General features: G+C 70.4%; 14 protein-coding genes. 7 read left to right on the forward strand and 7 right to left on the reverse strand.

Translation table 11 applies throughout. The features are described from left to right. Position 1: 1 nt before the first annotated feature. Positions 2-2272 carry a serine/threonine-protein kinase gene (locus tag SMIR_RS14160; protein WP_212727080.1) on the reverse strand — a complete coding sequence of 757 codons (2271 nt, stop codon included), beginning with the start codon at positions 2270-2272 and terminating at the stop codon, positions 2-4. Between the two features lie 184 nt (positions 2273-2456). Here SMIR_RS14160 and SMIR_RS14165 point away from each other — a divergent pair, with 184 nt between their 5' ends. Then, entirely contained in the window at positions 2457-3617 is a 1161-nt protein-coding gene (locus tag SMIR_RS14165; RefSeq protein WP_248003072.1) for a serine hydrolase domain-containing protein, read from the forward strand. A gap of 98 nt (positions 3618-3715) precedes the next feature. Here SMIR_RS14165 and SMIR_RS14170 read toward each other — a convergent pair whose 3' ends face one another. Then, positions 3716-5422 (reverse strand): glycerol-3-phosphate dehydrogenase/oxidase, encoded by a 1707-nt coding sequence (locus SMIR_RS14170; RefSeq protein WP_168494718.1) that lies wholly within the window; start codon positions 5420-5422, stop codon positions 3716-3718. A gap of 261 nt (positions 5423-5683) precedes the next feature. Between SMIR_RS14170 and SMIR_RS14175 the strand changes: the two genes are divergently transcribed. Together SMIR_RS14175 and SMIR_RS14180 are read left to right on the forward strand one after the other, a co-directional pair. Further along, positions 5684-6892, forward strand: coding sequence for a nucleotide sugar dehydrogenase (locus tag SMIR_RS14175; protein ID WP_168494717.1), 1209 nt, complete (start codon positions 5684-5686; stop codon positions 6890-6892). 123 nt (positions 6893-7015) lie between these two features. After that, positions 7016-7618, forward strand: coding sequence for a hypothetical protein (locus SMIR_RS14180; protein ID WP_168494716.1), 603 nt, complete (start codon positions 7016-7018; stop codon positions 7616-7618). An 82-nt stretch (positions 7619-7700) separates the two neighbouring features. Here SMIR_RS14180 and SMIR_RS14185 read toward each other — a convergent pair whose 3' ends face one another. The 4 genes from SMIR_RS14185 to SMIR_RS14200 form a co-directional block, all read right to left on the reverse strand. Further along, positions 7701-8825, reverse strand: coding sequence for a GuaB3 family IMP dehydrogenase-related protein (locus tag SMIR_RS14185; RefSeq protein WP_067366955.1), 1125 nt, complete (start codon positions 8823-8825; stop codon positions 7701-7703). A 126-nt stretch (positions 8826-8951) separates the two neighbouring features. Further along, positions 8952-10457: an IMP dehydrogenase gene (guaB, locus tag SMIR_RS14190; RefSeq protein WP_101400163.1), complete on the reverse strand. Its 1506-nt coding sequence runs from the start codon at positions 10455-10457 to the stop codon at positions 8952-8954. Positions 10458-10734: 277 nt separating this feature from the next. After that, complete coding sequence (locus SMIR_RS14195; RefSeq protein ID WP_060901477.1) at positions 10735-11310, reverse strand: sigma-70 family RNA polymerase sigma factor; 576 nt, start codon at positions 11308-11310, stop codon at positions 10735-10737. Positions 11311-11566: 256 nt separating this feature from the next. Then, the gene (locus SMIR_RS14200; RefSeq protein WP_003948568.1) at positions 11567-12178 is read right to left on the reverse strand and encodes a response regulator transcription factor; all 612 of its coding nucleotides are present in this window, start codon (positions 12176-12178) and stop codon (positions 11567-11569) included. A gap of 389 nt (positions 12179-12567) precedes the next feature. Here SMIR_RS14200 and SMIR_RS14205 point away from each other — a divergent pair, with 389 nt between their 5' ends. Further along, a complete protein-coding gene (locus SMIR_RS14205) occupies positions 12568-12900 on the forward strand; it encodes a WhiB family transcriptional regulator (protein WP_168494715.1) in 333 nt (110 codons plus the stop codon). An 86-nt stretch (positions 12901-12986) separates the two neighbouring features. Here the strand turns inward: SMIR_RS14205 and SMIR_RS14210 are convergent, their stop codons facing one another. After that, on the reverse strand, positions 12987-13883 hold the full coding sequence (locus tag SMIR_RS14210) for a LysR family transcriptional regulator (RefSeq protein ID WP_168494714.1): 897 nt from the start codon (positions 13881-13883) through the stop codon (positions 12987-12989). 79 nt (positions 13884-13962) lie between these two features. On the opposite strand from SMIR_RS14210, the gene SMIR_RS14215 reads away from it, so the two are divergent. From SMIR_RS14215 to SMIR_RS14225, 3 genes are all read left to right on the forward strand, one after another. Continuing rightward, positions 13963-14631 (forward strand): MOSC domain-containing protein, encoded by a 669-nt coding sequence (locus tag SMIR_RS14215; protein ID WP_168494713.1) that lies wholly within the window; start codon positions 13963-13965, stop codon positions 14629-14631. A gap of 118 nt (positions 14632-14749) precedes the next feature. After that, positions 14750-15523: an SDR family NAD(P)-dependent oxidoreductase gene (locus SMIR_RS14220; RefSeq protein ID WP_099921090.1), complete on the forward strand. Its 774-nt coding sequence runs from the start codon at positions 14750-14752 to the stop codon at positions 15521-15523. Positions 15524-15607: 84 nt separating this feature from the next. After that, on the forward strand, positions 15608-16315 hold the full coding sequence (locus tag SMIR_RS14225) for an ester cyclase (RefSeq protein ID WP_168494711.1): 708 nt from the start codon (positions 15608-15610) through the stop codon (positions 16313-16315). Positions 16316-16331: the final 16 nt, after the last annotated feature.

Raw genomic sequence — 16331 nt, forward strand, 5'->3', positions numbered from 1 at the left:
CTCACGACTTCGGCTGGAACGTCTTCGTCAGCGTCTGCCACGTGTCCTTGCGCAGCTGACTGTCCCAGTCGGATGCCTTCGCCGTGTACATCAGCCCGTACCCGAGATGATCATTCACGACGAATCCGCGGTCGATCGACCGGTACTTCGTGCCACCGTCCTGATAGGTGAACTCCCAGTCGGCCGTGTTCCAACCGCGATAGTCCACCTGCTCTATGCGCACCCGCTTGTACTGCGAGCGCACCATGTACCCCTCTTGGTTCTTCCAGTCCGCCACAGGGTCACTCTTGGGCGTGGTCGTCCAGCCGACGAGGAGCTTCTGCCCGTCGGGACCGGTGAAGCGGGCTCCCGCGTCATCCGTCGACTGGTACTTCCACCCCTTGGGCAGCCCGATCTTGAACCCCTGGCCGGCCGTGTACGTCGACACGGCGGTGGAGCCCGAGGAGCCCGACTCCTTGCCGTCGCCGCTCGTCCCGTTCGTGGCGGCGGCGCTGCCCGACGCGTCGGTGTTCGGCGTGCTGCCCGAACTCCCGTCCCCGGCCGACCCGGTGGCACCGTCCGTGTTGTCACCGCTGTCGGTGTGAGAGCCGCTGGTCGCGCCCTTGCCGCCACTGCCCGCGGTCACCCCGCTGGACGCTGCCGCCTTGGTGTCACCGCTCTTGCCGTTCTTCGACCCGCTGTCGTCACCGCCGCCGAGGGTCAGGGCCAGCACGGTCCCGATCACGGCGAGCGCCACGACCACCGCGATGATCACCAGGGTCCGCCGCGGCACCACATCGGTGAGCGGCGCCCGCGGCACGGGCCGCGGCGGCCGCTCGGGCGCCACGGGCCACCCGGAGGCCGCCCTGGCCTCGCCGGCCGAACCGGTGGAGGCGGCACCCCCCGAACCCGCCGAGCCGAGAGCCCCCTTCGAGCCATCGGAACCGGAGGCCGAGCCCACTGGCGCGCCGTCACGCACGCCCGGCTTCGGGGAGCCCTCCGCCGCCTTGCCGCCCTGGCCGGGCGTGACCGTCCCGGACTTCCCCGCAGCCGCGGCGGGCTTCGACACATCCACGCGCGGCGGAGCCGGAGGAGCCTTCGGAGCGACGGGAGGCGCCCCCTCCGCGCCCACCGAACCGGAAGCCTCGGTACCGCCGGCACCACCCGCACCGCCCGGAGCGCCGGACTTCGCACGGGCCGTCGCCGCAGCGGTGGCCGCCGCCGTGGCCGCACCGGCGACCGAGGCGGCCTTGCGCACGGAACGCAGCGCCCCGCGCAGTCGCTCCCCGGCCTCCTCGCCCCGCTTGGCCCCGGAACCGCCCGAGCCGCCCGAGCCGCCCGAGCCACCCGAACTCTTCTTGCCCCGGCCCTCGTCCGGCACCGGCGGCAGCGCCACGACCTTCGTCGCGTCCGCCGGCTCCGGCACGGTCTCCTTGGGCTCGGGGGCGTAGATCACCTCGCTGAGCATCGCCCGGGCGCGCTCGTTGTCGAGCCGCTGCGCGGGGTCCTTCACGAGCAGCCCGTAAATCACGTTCTCCAGCGGGCCCGCGTTCTTCGGCTGCTCCACCGGCTCGGTCATCACCGCGGTGAGCGTCGCGATCGCGGAACCCTTGTCGTACGGCGGCACACCCTCGACCGACGCGTACAACAGCCCGCCCAGCGACCACAGGTCGGCCGCGGGGCCGGGCTTGTGCCCGCGCGCCCGCTCCGGCGAGATGTACGAGGGCGCGCCCACGAGCATGCCGGTCGAGGTGATGGACGGGTCGCCCTCGACCTGCGCGATGCCGAAGTCGGTCAGCACCACCCGGCCGTCGTCGGAGATCAGCACGTTCGACGGCTTCACATCGCGGTGCAGGATGCCCTCGCGGTGCGCGGAACGCAGCACGTCGAGTATCGCGAGCCCCACCTCGGCAGCGCGCTTCGGCGTGAGCAGGCCGTCCTCGCGGATGACCTCGGCGAGCGACTTGCCCTCGACGAGCTCCATCACGATCCACGGCCGGTTGTCCTCGTCGACCACATCGAAGACCGTCACCGCGCCGTTGTTGCGAATCCGGGCGATCGCCTTGGCCTCACGCAGGGTGCGCGTGATCAGCCGCCGTTTCTCGTCGTCATCGATGCTCGACGGGAACCGCAGCTCCTTGACGGCGACCGTGCGGCCCAGCGTTTCGTCCTGGGCCCGCCACACCGTGCCCATGCCGCCGCGGCCGAGAACATCTCCCAGCCGGTAGCGCCCGGCGAGGAGACGTTCGCTCTTGTCCTGACGGGATGCTCCCGCCCGCTCCGCCTCCGACATGCGTCCCCTCATGCAACCCGCCCTGACAGAGCCTTCATTGTCCCTCACCCGACAAGCGCTCAGCGCCCAGGGGGCCCTTCGGCCGACAAGTCCTCGGCGACCGGCACGCCCCTCACCTGCGGACCACCCGCTCGTGCACACAGGTCCGTCCCCCATGATGTGCCGCAACAAGGAAGGAACGCCGATGCCTGCGCCCCGGACACCTCGGACACTCCTGGTCATACCCGTGTCTCTGGCCGTCCTCGTCCTGGCCCCGATCGGCCTGCCGCGCCTGATGCCGACCGCCGGTCCTTCCCACTCCACCACACCCTCGGCCGCCCGTCACACCCCCAGGTCCGCGGCCTCGACGGGCTCACACTCCCCCGCCGCCCCGGCAACGGGCGCCACCCGCGCCTTCCGCCGTCTGCTCCCCCTTCTCGTCACCCGCGGCAAGGCTCCCGCCGCTGCGCTGCTGGCCGGTGAAGCCTCAGGCGCACGCTTCGCCCGCGCCGGCGACGGCATCGCCCGCGGCGACCACTTCCGCGCGGGCAGCATCACCAAGACGTTCATCGCGACCGTGGTGCTGCAACTCGCCGCCGAGCACCGGCTGTCCCTGTCCGACACCCTGGACGCTCACCTTCCGGGTCTGGTGCGCGGCGCGGGCAACGACGGCCGGCGTCTGACGCTGCGCTCCCTGCTCACCCACACCAGCGGCCTGTACGACTTCACCGATGACACCAAGGGCGCCGTCCCCCTCACCCCACTCCAGGCCGTCCGCATCGCACTCACCCACCCCCCGGCCGCCCGCGGCCGCTTCGCCTACTCGAACACCAACTACATCCTGCTCGGCATGGTCATCCGCCAGGTCACCGGCCACTCGTACGCCACCGAAGCCGAGCGCCGGGTCATCAACCCCCTTCGTCTGACGGGCACCTCCTTCCCCGGCACCCGCACCTCGCTGCCCTCCCCGCACGGCCGCGCCTACTCCAGCGACGGCACCGACGTGACCGCCCTCGACCCGCGCGTGGCCGGCGCGGCGGGTGAGCTGGTCACCACGCTCACCGACCTGAACCGCTTCTACGCGGCCCTGCTCGCCGGCGACCTGCTCCCGCCCCGCCAGCTGCGCGAGATGCTCGACACCCGCACCGCACAAGGCCTGTACGGCATGGGTCTGTATCCGGTGAAGCTGTCGTGCGGTACCACCGTGTGGGGGCACAACGGCCATATATCCGGCAGCTACGTGCGCACCGCGGCTACCGTCGACGGCCGTCGTGTCCTCACCTTCCGGGTGAACACGGACGGGATCGAGGACCCTGACCTGGAACCCGAACTGCTCGCCGCCGAGTTCTGCTCCCGCACCCAGTAGAACGGCCGGGTTTCGAGCAGAGATCCCAGCTCACGACACCCGTTCGAGTGACATTCACGGGACCTCCCGGGCAGGCCCTCATAGGCAGCGGGACACGATCAGCGCGGCACGATGTCCGGCGCCCCCAGCCGCGCCGCGTCCGCCGTCTGGTCGTCCGGCTGGCGCTGGGACTCCCGCTCGGCCTCGACCCGCTTCTCGTAGTGCTCCACCTCGCGCTCGATCTGGTCCTTGTCCCAGCCGAGGACCGGCGCCATCAGCTCGGCGGCCTCGCGGGCGCTGCGCGTACCGCGGTCGAAGGTCTCGATGGAGATACGGGTGCGCCGGGTGAGCACGTCGTCCAGGTGCCGGGCTCCCTCGTGCGAGGCGGCGTAGACGATCTCGGCCTTGAGGTAGTCCTCGGCGGCCGGAAGGGGCTCGCCCAGCGCGGGGTTGGCGGCGATGAGCTCGAGTATCTCCTCGGCCAGCACACCGAACCGGTTCAGCAGATGCTCCACGCGGACCACATGGAGTCCGGTGCGCTGCGCGATCCGCGCCCGCGCGTTCCACAGCGCCCTGTACCCCTCGGCCCCGAGCAGGGGAATGTCCTCGGTGACGCATTCGGCGACCCGCTGGTCGAGACCGTGCACCGCCTCGTCGACCGCGTCCTTGGCCATCACCCGGTAGGTCGTGTACTTGCCGCCCGCCACGACCACCAGTCCCGGCACCGGATGGGCCACGGTGTGCTCGCGCGAGAGCTTGCTGGTGGCGTCCGACTCGCCCGCGAGCAGCGGCCGCAGTCCCGCGTACACACCCTCCACGTCGTCGCGGGTCAGGGGCACCGAGAGCACCGAGTTCACATGCTCCAGCAGATAGTCGATGTCGGCGCTGGAGGCCGCGGGGTGGGCCTTGTCGAGGTTCCAGTCGGTGTCCGTGGTGCCGATGATCCAGTGCCGGCCCCAGGGGATCACGAAGAGGACGGACTTCTCGGTGCGCAGGATCAGACCCGTCGCGGCGTTGATCCGGTCCTTCGGCACGACCAGGTGGATGCCCTTGGAGGCCCGTACGTGGAACTGGCCTCTCTCGCCCACCATGGCCTGGGTGTCGTCGGTCCACACGCCCGTGGCGTTGACGATCTGCTTGGCGCGGATCTCGTACTCCCCGCCGCCCTCGACGTCCTGCACCCTGGCGCCGACCACGCGCTCGCCCTCGCGCAGGAATCCGGTCACGCGGGCACGGTTGGCGACCTTCGCGCCGTACGCCGCCGCTGTGCGCACCAACATGGCCACGTAGCGGGCGTCGTCCACCTGCGCGTCGTAGTACTGCAACGCGCCGACCAGCGCGTCCTTCTTCAAGGCGGGTGCTATGCGCAGGGCGTGGCTGCGCGTCAGATGGCGGTGGGCGGGCAGTCCTCGTCCGTGTCCGCTCGTCATCGACATGGCGTCGTACAGCGCGACGCCCGATCCCGCGTACAGCCGCTCCCAGCCCTTGTGCTGGAGCGGATAGAGGAAGGGCACCGGCTTCACCAGGTGCGGTGCGAGCCGCTCCAGAAGGAGTCCACGCTCCTTCAGGGCCTCGCGCACGAGGGCGAAGTCGAGCATCTCGAGATAGCGCAGGCCGCCGTGGATCAGCTTGCTTGACCTGCTGGAGGTGCCCGACGCCCAGTCGCGCGCCTCGACCAGGCCCGTGGACAGGCCGCGCGTCACGGCGTCGAGCGCCGTCCCCGCACCGACCACGCCCGCGCCCACCACCAGCACATCCAGCTCACGCTCGGCCATTCCCGCCAGGGACTCGGCGCGCTCCGCCGGCCCCAGTTTCGCTGTCCTCACCGCTGCCTCCCGCTGTCTGTAGCGCTGGCCGCACCTGTCCGGCTACGCCCGGCTCACGTCCCCCTGCCCCAAAGTCTGACCGTGATGTCCGTCATCGGCCACCACGCACCCCCGGCCTGTGGACAACACTCCCGGAAACTCGCCCACCCAATACCGTAAATCGGTCATATTTACTCCTAGTCTGACATTGCGCTCGCCCGTTCTGTCCACAGGGCTTGCGCACCTGTCCCGTTTCGGTTACTGGGAAGGACGGCCCACGCCATGCCCGCAGATCTCGCCGTCATCGGACTCGGACATCTCGGCCTGCCCCTGGCCCAGGCCGCCGTCGCCGCCGGCATCCCCACGCTCGGCTACAAGACCGGGCCGGAAGGCGGCTCACTCACCCCGGCCGAACTGCGCCGGATGCTCTCGGGGGGCTTCCGGCCCACCACCAACCCCGCCGAACTCGGCCGCGTCCGCACCGCCGTCATCTGCGCCCCGACCCCACCCGGCCCGGACGGCACCCCCGACCTGGGCCAAGTGGCCTCGGCCGCCCGCACCCTGGCCGAACGGCTGCGCCCGCACACCACCGTGATCCTGGAGTCGCCGGTCCACCCCGGCACCACCGAGGGCTTCCTGCGCCCGCTCCTCGAAGAGGGCTCGGGCCTGCGCGCGGGGCGCGACTTCCACCTCGCGTACTCGCCCAGCCGCGTCGATCCCGGCAACCGCGGCTTCACCCCCGCCAACACCCCCAAGGTCATCGGCGGCCTCACCCCCGCCTGCACCGAGTCGGTCGCCGCCTTCTACGGACGCCTCACCGACAAGGTCGTACGCGCGCGTGGCCCCCGCGAGGCGGAGACCGTGCAACTCCTGGAGAACAACTACCGGCACGTCAACATCGCCCTGGTCAACGAGATGGCCGTGCTCTGCCACGACCTGGGCGTCGACGTGTGGGACGTCATCCGCTGCGCCGAGACCAAGCCGTTCGGATTCCAGGCGTTCCGGCCTGGACCCGGCGTCGGCGGCCACGGCATCGCCCAGGACCTGGCGGGCCACTCGGGCCGCACCCTCCGAATGGTCGAACTGGCCCAGCAGGTCAACAGCCACATGCCGCGGTACGTCATCCAGCGCGCCGCCACGCTCCTCAACGAGCACGGGAAATCGGCCCGCGCCGCACGCGTGCTCCTCCTCGGCGTCACCTACAAGCCCGACCTCGCCGACCAACAGGGCACGCCCGCCCACGAGATCGCCCTGCGTCTGATGGAGCTCGGCGCGACCGTCAGCTACCACGACCCGCACGTCCCGGCCTGGAACGTCCTCGGCCGCCCCGTCCCGCGCGCCGACTCCCTCTACGAGGCCGCCGCCGACGCCGACCTGACGATCCTGCTCCAGCAGCACCGCACGTACGACCTCCAGGGGCTCTCCGTGAAGGCCCAGCTCCTCCTCGACACCAGGGGAGCGACCCCGACCGGAGCCGCGCACCGACTCTGACCCCGGCGAAACCCCTGGACGGGATGTCACTGCCGACTGCTACTGTGCGTCAGCTCTCGCACACCAGTGCGCCCGCGTCCCGGGCGCTCCCAGGTGTGCGCTCACATCCCTGGGGGGAACCACATGAGTCAGTCGTCTCCGCCGCCGTCCGGTCCACCGGTCGACAACCCGTACGCGGACCAGAACCCGTACGCCGGCCGGCCGGGCCAGCCGCCCGCGCCGCCGCAGGAAGCCGCCCAGGCCGGGTTCCCGCAGCAGGGTGCCCCGCAGGGCGCACCCCAGCCGGGCTTCCCGATGGCTCCCGTCGCCCCGGCCGCTCCGGTGCGCGACAAGCTCGGGCTCGGCCTCGCGGCCGCCGTCGGTGCCGCCCTGGTCGCGGCGGGCGTCTACGGAGTCATCATCGGCCTCACCAAGCACGAGATCGGCTGGGCGGCCGTCGGTGTCGGCTTCGTGATCGGCCTCGCCGCGGGCCGCGTCGGCGGGCGCAACCCGATCCTGCCGATCGCCAGCCTGATCCTTTCGGTGGCCTCGGTCTACCTCGGCCAGCTGGTCGGCGAGGCCATGATCGGAGCCAAGGAGGTCGGCGTCGGCTTCAACGAGGTCTTCTTCCAGCACTTCAGCGTGGTCCAGGAAGCCTGGAAGGCCGAGGCCGACCCGCTGACCTTCCTCTTCTTCGCCATCGCCGCGTACGCGGCCTTCTCCGGCGCCAAGAAGGCCGGTCAGTAACCCCGCCCGGTATGCGTGAGGGCCCGCCCACCTCATGGTGGACGGGCCCTTCGGCGTCGTACGAGCCGCCGTACCGCTACCGCTAGCGCTTGTGCTGGGAGTCCGCGACCGTCACCTCGACGCGCTGGAACTCCTTGAGCTCGCTGTAGCCGGTGGTGGCCATGGCGCGGCGGAGGGCGCCGAAGATGTTCATGGAGCCGTCGGGGATGTGCGAGGGCCCGGTGAGGATCTCCTCGATGGTGCCGACGGTGCCGAGGTCGACCTTCTTGCCGCGCGGCAGCTCCTCGTTGACCGCTTCCATGCCCCAGTGGTGGCCCCTGCCGGGCGCGTCCGTGGCGCGGGCCAGTGGGGAGCCCATCATCACCGAGTCGGCGCCGCAGGCGATCGCCTTGGGGAGGTCGCCGGACCAGCCGACACCGCCGTCCGCGATCACGTGCACATAGCGGCCGCCGGACTCGTCCATGTAGTCGCGGCGGGCCGCTGCCACGTCGGCGACGGCGGTCGCCATCGGGACCTGGATGCCCAGCACGTTGCGCGTGGTGTGCGCGGCACCGCCGCCGAAGCCGACCAGGACACCGGCCGCGCCCGTGCGCATCAGGTGCAGCGCCGCCGTGTACGTGGCGCAGCCGCCGACGATCACGGGGACGTCGAGCTCGTAGATGAACTGCTTCAGGTTCAGCGGTTCGGCGGCACCGGAGACGTGCTCCGCGGAGACCGTCGTACCGCGGATGACGAAGATGTCCACGCCCGCGTCGACGACGGCCTTGGAGAACTGGGCCGTGCGCTGCGGCGACAGGGCGGCCGCGGTGACGACGCCCGAATCGCGCACCTCCTTGATGCGCTGCCCGATCAGCTCTTCCTTGATGGGAGCGGCGTAGATCTCCTGGAGGCGGCGGGTCGCGGTGTCCGCGTCCAGCTCGGCGATCTCGTCGAGCAACGGCTGCGGGTCCTCGTACCGCGTCCACAGTCCTTCGAGGTTCAGTACGCCCAGGCCGCCCAGCTCGCCGATGCGGATCGCGGTGGCCGGGGAGACGACCGAGTCCATCGGGGCGGCCAGGAACGGCAGCTCGAAGCGGTAGGCGTCGATCTGCCAGGCGATCGAGACCTCCTTCGGGTCTCGCGTACGGCGGCTCGGGACGACGGCGATGTCGTCGAAGGCGTACGCCCGGCGGCCGCGCTTGCCGCGCCCGATCTCGATCTCAGTCACGTGTGTGGCCTTTCCCTCTTCGCTTCTGCGCCTCCCAGTATCCCCGACACCTACGACAAGGGCGGCCCCGGAACCTCCGGGACCGCCCTCACGTACGTGTACGGCTGGTCGTCAGTACAGGTACGGCTAGTCGTTACGGCTGTAGTTCGGCGCCTCGACCGTCATCTGGATGTCGTGCGGGTGGCTCTCCTTGAGGCCCGCCGAGGTGATCCGGACGAACCGGCCCTTGGACTCCATCTCGTCGATGGTGGCGGCGCCCACGTACCCCATGGTCTGGCGCAGACCGCCGACGAGCTGGTGCAGCACGTTGGCCAGCGGGCCGCGGTAGGGCACCTGCCCCTCGATGCCCTCGGGCACGAGCTTGTCGTCGGACGCGACGTCCGCCTGGAAGTAGCGGTCCTTCGAGTACGACCTGCCCTGCCCACGGGACTGCATGGCGCCGAGGGAGCCCATGCCGCGGTACGACTTGAACTGCTTGCCGTTGATGAAGAGCAGCTCGCCGGGGGACTCCTCACAGCCCGCCAGGAGGCTGCCGAGCATCACCGTGTCGGCACCGGCGGCCAGCGCCTTGCCGATGTCGCCGGAGTACTGCAGACCACCGTCACCGATCACCGGGACACCCGCGGCACGGGCCGCGAGGGCCGCTTCGTAGATGGCGGTGACCTGCGGGACGCCGATGCCGGCGACCACACGGGTGGTACAGATCGAGCCGGGGCCCACACCCACCTTGACGCCGTCGACGCCGGCGTCGATCAGGGCCTGGGCACCGTCACGGGTGGCGACGTTGCCGCCGATCACGTCGACGTTCACGCTCGACTTGATCTTCGCCATCCAGTTGAGCGCGTTGCTGTTGTGCCCGTGCGAGGTGTCGACGATCAGGAAGTCCACCCCGGCCTCGGCCAGCGCCTGAGCGCGCTCCAGAGCCTCGGGGCTGGCGCCGACGGCGGCACCCACCAGCAGGCGGCCCTCGGCGTCCTTCGCGGCGTTCGGGTACTTCTCGGCCTTCACGAAGTCCTTGACCGTGATGAGGCCCTTGAGGACGCCCGCGTCGTCGACCAGCGGAAGCTTCTCGATCTTGTGGCGGCGCAGCAGTTCCATGGCGTCGGTGCCGGAGATGCCGACCTTGCCGGTGACCAGGGGCATCGGCGTCATGACCTCGCGCACCTGGCGCGAACGGTCGGTCTCGAAGGCCATGTCACGGTTGGTGACGATGCCGAGCAGCTTGCCGCTGCCGTCGGTGACGGGGACACCGCTGATGCGGAACTTGGCACACAGCGCGTCGGCCTCGGCCAGCGTCGCGTCCGGGTGCACCGTGATCGGGTCGGTGACCATGCCGGACTCGGAGCGCTTCACCAGGTCGACCTGGTTGACCTGGTCCTCGATGGAGAGGTTGCGGTGCAGTACACCGACGCCTCCCTGCCGGGCCATGGCGATCGCCATGCGCGACTCGGTCACCTTGTCCATCGCCGCGGAGAGCAGCGGGATGTTCACACGTACGTTGCGGGAGATGCGGGACGAGGTGTCGACCGCATTGGGCAGCACCTCAGAGGCGCCCGGCAGCAGCAGCACGTCGTCGTAGGTCAGCCCGAGTGTCGCGAATTTGGCGGGCACTCCGTCGACGTTGGCAGTCATGACACCTTCCCCAAATGGCCTTGATCGGTGCGGATGTCCATGCTAACGGGAAGCAAGGCTCTCCCATTCCACGGTTCGGACCGCCCTTGGGCTTCGTAGGTTCGTACGGGCGGGGTGGCGATGCCGTTCAGTTGTGGGCCGGGGTCCGGTCCCCGCGGGAGAACGACGCGAGCCCCACGCCCGAGGAAAAACCGGTCCGCCCCTTGGGAGGGCTGACCCGCCGCGCCGGCCGACACGTCCCCAGAGGTCCCGGTGGCCGGAGACCTCTGAGACCCGTCTACTGCTCCGCCAGCGCCCGCAACCGGCTCAGTGCGCGGTGCTGGGCCACCCGTACGGCGCCCGGTGACATTCCCAACATCTGGCCCGTCTCCTCGGCCGTGAGGCCCACCGCGATGCGCAGCAGGAGCAGCTCGCGCTGGTTTTCGGGGAGGTTGGCCAGGAGTTTCTTGGCCCACTCGGCGTCGCTGCTGAGGAGAGCGCGCTCCTCCGGGCCGAGGGAGTCGTCGGGGCGCTCGGGCATCTCGTCCGAGGGAACCGCCGTCGAACCGGGGTGGCGCATCGCGGCGCGCTGCAGGTCGGCGACCTTGTGCGCGGCGATGGCGAAGACGAACGCCTCGAAGGGGCGCCCGGTGTCCTTGTAGCGCGGCAGTGCGAGGAGCACCGCTACGCAGACCTCCTGGGCCAGGTCCTCGACGAAGTGCCGCGCGTCGCCCGGAAGCCGGGAGAGGCGGGTGCGGCAGTAGCGCAACGCCAAGGGATGTACATGCGCGAGCAGGTCGTGCGTGGCCTGCTCGTCGCCGTCGACCGCGCGATGGACGAGCGCACCGATCACCGTCGTCTCGTCGTCGCGCATCGGTCCATGGTGCCTTGGCGTCGTCTTGTCCGTGGCACCGCGTCCGTAGTTGTGCACCGAAGCGTTATGAGCAGGTGCGCCGGAACTCATCTCCGTCGCCCTCCCCTTCCGCTCGACCGACTCGTCCCCGAGGAACTCCACACCTCAAGCATGCGGCATCCGCGGCGAAACGAGCAGCGGGCACTCGGCGGGCCCTTTTGTCGGCCCCGCCCACCATGAGGTAGGCGGGGTGCGTCGTACCCCCGCGACGGCTCACCTAACGAACCAGACCCCACCGGAAACCGAGCGCCACGGCGTGCGCGCGGTCCGAAGCGCCGAGCTTCTTGAAGAGCCGCCGGGCGTGCGTCTTCACGGTGTCCTCGGAGAGGAACAGCTCGCGGCCGATCTCGGCGTTGGAGCGACCGTGACTCATGCCTTCCAGCACCTGGATCTCACGCGCCGTGAGCGTCGGCGCCGCGCCCATCTCGGCCGACCGCAGTCTGCGCGGGGCGAGCCGCCAGGTGGGGTCGGCGAGCGCCTGGGTCACGGTCGCGCGCAGCTCCGCGCGGGAGGCGTCCTTGTGCAGATAGCCGCGGGCCCCGGCGGCGACGGCGAGCGCCACACCGTCCAGATCCTCGGCCACGGTGAGCATGATGATGCGCGCACCGGGGTCGGCGGACAGCAGCCGCCGAACGGTCTCGACGCCACCCAGTCCGGGCATGCGTACGTCCATCAGAATCAGGTCCGAGCGGTCGGCACCCCAGCGGCGGAGGACTTCCTCGCCGTTGGCTGCCGTCGTCACGCGCTCGACGCCGGGCACGGTCGCCACCGCACGGCGGAGCGCCTCTCGGGCAAGCGGGGAGTCGTCGCAGACGAGGACGGATGTCATGGCCGCCCTCCGCAGCTGATGCGCGTCACCTTGAGCCTCCAGGCTGGTACGAATCGTCATCTGTGCGGTCGACACTCGCCGACGGAACTGCCGTCTGCCCGAGCGCTTGTTCCTTCAACCGCCTCCGCACTCTCAACGATGGTCACTCGAAAGAGTTACGGGGCAGTCGGTCGTCTTCGGCACTCTACGTGAGGGCGTGGATACGACGCAGACATGCGCACGGACCCTCAACGTTTCATCACAACCTATGCCCCATTCAGCCTGTTTTCTTCCCATTTGCTGGTGTCTGCGGCTAGATTCGCAATGAGTCATATTTTCATCTCCTTAGATCGTAGATGTACGGTCGGTGGGCACAGAGCGGCCCAGAACGGCAACAAGGGGACAAAGCAATGGCAGATTTCTCCCGCCTTCCCGGTCCGAACGCGGACCTCTGGGACTGGCAGCTCCTCGCGGCCTGCCGCGGGGTCGACAGCTCGCTCTTCTTCCACCCGGAGGGCGAGCGCGGTGCGGCACGGAGCGCTCGCGAGAACTCGGCCAAAGAGGTCTGCATGCGATGCCCGGTACGAGCCCAGTGCGCGGCGCACGCCTTGGCGGTGCGCGAACCGTACGGCGTATGGGGCGGCCTGACCGAGGACGAGCGCGAGGAACTCATGGGGCGGGCGCGCAACCGGCTGGTGGCGGCGTCGACCACCGGGAGCGGCGATCCCTCTTCGAACAACTGAAGGAACGTTTCTTCTTTTCAGTCCACCGTCGGGCACGCGCACGCGTGCCCATGCTTTTTGGCGGCGTCAGCCGCTTTGGGGCGGCGTCAGCGGCTCGCGGCCCGCGCCAGTTGGTGGAGCGTCGCCGCCACCGCCGGCACCTGTGCCAGGTCCGGCAGGGTGAGCGCGACGATCTCGCGCCGCACCGGCGGCTCCACCGTCACGGTGCGTGCACCCTTGGGGCGTACGGACTCGATCGCGAGCTCCGGCAGGACCGCGACCCCGAGACCCGCGCCGACCAGCCCGACCACGGCCGGGTAGTCGTCGGTGGCGAAGTCGATGCGGGGCACGAAGCCCGCTGCGCGGCAGACCTCCACCAGTTGTCCGCGGCAGCGCGGGCAGCCCGCGATCCACGGTTCCCCGGCGAGTTCGGCGATCGCGACCGACCCGGCCCGCGCGAGCCGGTGCCTCTCGGGGACCAGCCCGACGAGCCGGTCCCGCAGCAGGGGCCGTACGACCAGGTCGTCCCACTCCTCGGCACCCGCGGCTCCCTCGTAGCGGAACGCGAGGGCGATGTCGCAGTCACCGGCCCGGAGCTTCTCGACGGACTCCGGCGGCTCGGCCTCCTCCAGGGAGACCCGGGTGCCGGGATGCGCGGCGCGCAGCGCGGCGAGGGCCGTGGGGACGAGCGTGGAACTGCCGCTGGGGAAGGAGACGAGCCGGACCCGGCCCGCGCGCAGGCCCGCGATCGCGGCGACCTCCTCCTCGGCGGCGGTCAGGCCCGCGATGATGCCCGCCGCGTGCCGGACCAGCGCCTCGCCCGCCTGGGTGAGGCGCATCTCGCGGCCCGTGCGGATGAGCAGCGGGGTGCCGACGGACGATTCGAGCGCCTTCATCTGCTGGCTGACGGCGGGCTGGGTGCAGCCCAGTTCACGTCCCGCCGCCGAGAAGGAGCCGGTGGCGGCGACGGCGCGCAGGACACGGAGATGACGGGCCTCGATCACCTTTCGAGCATAAGTGGTCCTTGGGTACAGCGGTGAATATTGCTTCGCCGCTTTGGTCCTCATCGCCTAGCGTGCTGCCATGAAGCTTCTGTCCTTGAACATCGGCCGCCCGCGGGCGGTCCCGTACACGGACCAGCCCGAGGGTGTGACCGGCATCGACAAGCGGCCGGTGGACGGGCCGGTGCGGGTGGCGGCACCCGGGCCCAAGGGGGTCGGCGCGAGCGGCCTCGCCGGGGACGCGGTGTGCGACCTGCGCCATCACGGCGGTAACGACCAGGCGGTGTACGCGGTCGCCCGCGAGGACCTCGACGACTGGGGGCGCGAGCTCGGCCGGCCGCTGGCGAGCGGCGCGTTCGGCGAGAACCTGACGACTCAGGGACTCGACGTGTCCGGCGCTCGGATCGGCGAGCGCTGGCGCGTCGGCTCCGAGGTGGTCCTCGAAGTCACCTGCGGGCGCATCCCCTGCCGTACGTTCCAGGAGCACCTCGGCGAGCAGCGCTGGGTGAAGCGGTTCACCCAGAAGGGCGCGCCCGGCGCCTATCTGCGGGTGATCGAGCCGGGCGAGATCCGGGCGGGCGACCCGATCGAGGTCGTGCACCGGCCCGACCACGAGGTGACGGTCGCCCTCGCCTTCCGCGCCGAGACGACCGAACGGGCGCTGCTGGCAAAGGTGTTGGCCGCGGGCGACGCGCTGCACCCGGAGTTGCTGGCGATGGCGGAGAAGTACGTGGCGCGGCACAGCGACTAGCCGCTCGAAGCAGGGGCGCGGGACGGGGGCGTCCGGGGTGTGCGGGGAACTCGTGGAGCAAGCTCGGGCGTTGGGTGGCGGAGCGCGGCGCGCCTGGTCAGGTCACTAGCCTTGGGCCATGACAACGGCTCTGATTACGGGATCGACCGCGGGCATCGGCGCCGCCTTCGCACGGCGGCTGGCGGCTGACGGGCACAACCTCGTGCTGGTGGCGCGCGACACCAAGCGGCTGGGCGAGCAGGCGACCGAACTGCACGACCGGCACGGCATCGAGGCGGAGGTGCTGACCGCCGACCTGGCGACGGACGAGGGCATCGAGGCGGTGGCCGCCCGCCTCTCCGACCGCAAGAACCCGGTCGACCTGCTGATCAACAACGCGGGCTTCGGCAACAAGGGCCACTATCTCGAGGTGTCGATGGCCGACGAGCTGACGATGCTCAAGGTGCACTGCGAGGCGGTGCTGCGGTTGACCTCGGCGGCGACCGAGGCCATGCGGGAGCGCGGCCGGGGCGGAGTGGTCAACGTCGCGTCGGTGGCCGCGTTCGTGCCGCGGGGTACGTACGGGGCGTCCAAGGCGTGGGTCGTGCAGTTCACGCAGGGCGCGGCGCGGGATCTGGCGGGCAGCGGCGTACGGCTGATGGCGCTGGCTCCCGGCTTTGTCCGCACCGAGTTCCACCAGCGGGCCGGGATGGGCACGGACAACATCCCGAACTGGATGTGGCTCGACGCGGACAAGCTGGTCGCGGCGGCGCTCGCGGACCTGGCCCGCGGCAAGTCGCTGTCCATCCCCGACCCCCGCTACAAGGCGCTGATGGGCCTGGTGAAGGTGGCGCCGCGAGGACTGCTGGGCGGGATCACGTCGAAGACGGGCCGGAAGTACGGCCCCCAGTAAGGGCCACCGCGCAGTGGGTGGTGTCGTCCCTCCGGTGGGAAACTGAGGGTGTTCAACCGGACCCAGGGGGCCGGAGGCGACGCCATGACATTCGTACAGCTAATCGATTGCAGGACCAGCCGGTTCGACGAGATGAACCAGCTGATGGACACATGGGTCGAGAAGACCAGGGGCAAGCGGACCGCGACGCACAGTGTGATCGGCAAGGACCGTTCCGACGCGACCCACTTCATAGAGATCGTGGAGTTCCCCTCGTTCGAGGAGGCGATGCGGAACTCGAACCTCCCCGAGACCGAACGGATCTTCCAGGAGATGGTGGCGCTCTGCGACGAGCTGCCGACGTTCACCGACCTGGACGTGGTGCGGGACGAGCAGTTGTACGCGGCCAACATCCGCAGGTTCTTCGAGACGCTCGCGACGCCGGGTGAACTGCCGCCGCTCAACGGTCTGATGACGGAGAGCTACCACGACCACGATCCGGCCAACGCGCAGGACACCATCGGCCTCGACGCGATGCGGCGCGAGATCGAGATGTGGCGCGGCGGTTTCGATTTCACGTTCACCGTCGAGGACCAGCTCACCCAGGGCGACCGGGTCTGCACCCGGTGGACCTGGAACGGCACCCACAAGGGCGACTTCATGGGAATCCCGGCGACCGGGAAGCAGGTCACCATGACCGGTACGACCGTCTTCCGTTGCCAGGAGGACGGGAAGATCGCCGAGGGCTGGTGGCAGTACGACCAGCTGGGGCTGCTGGGTCAGCTGGGGGCGCTGGACGCGCTGGAGCAGTAGTACCGGTCGGTGCCGG

This window comes from Streptomyces mirabilis (assembly GCF_018310535.1).
GTDB lineage: Bacteria > Actinomycetota > Actinomycetes > Streptomycetales > Streptomycetaceae > Streptomyces.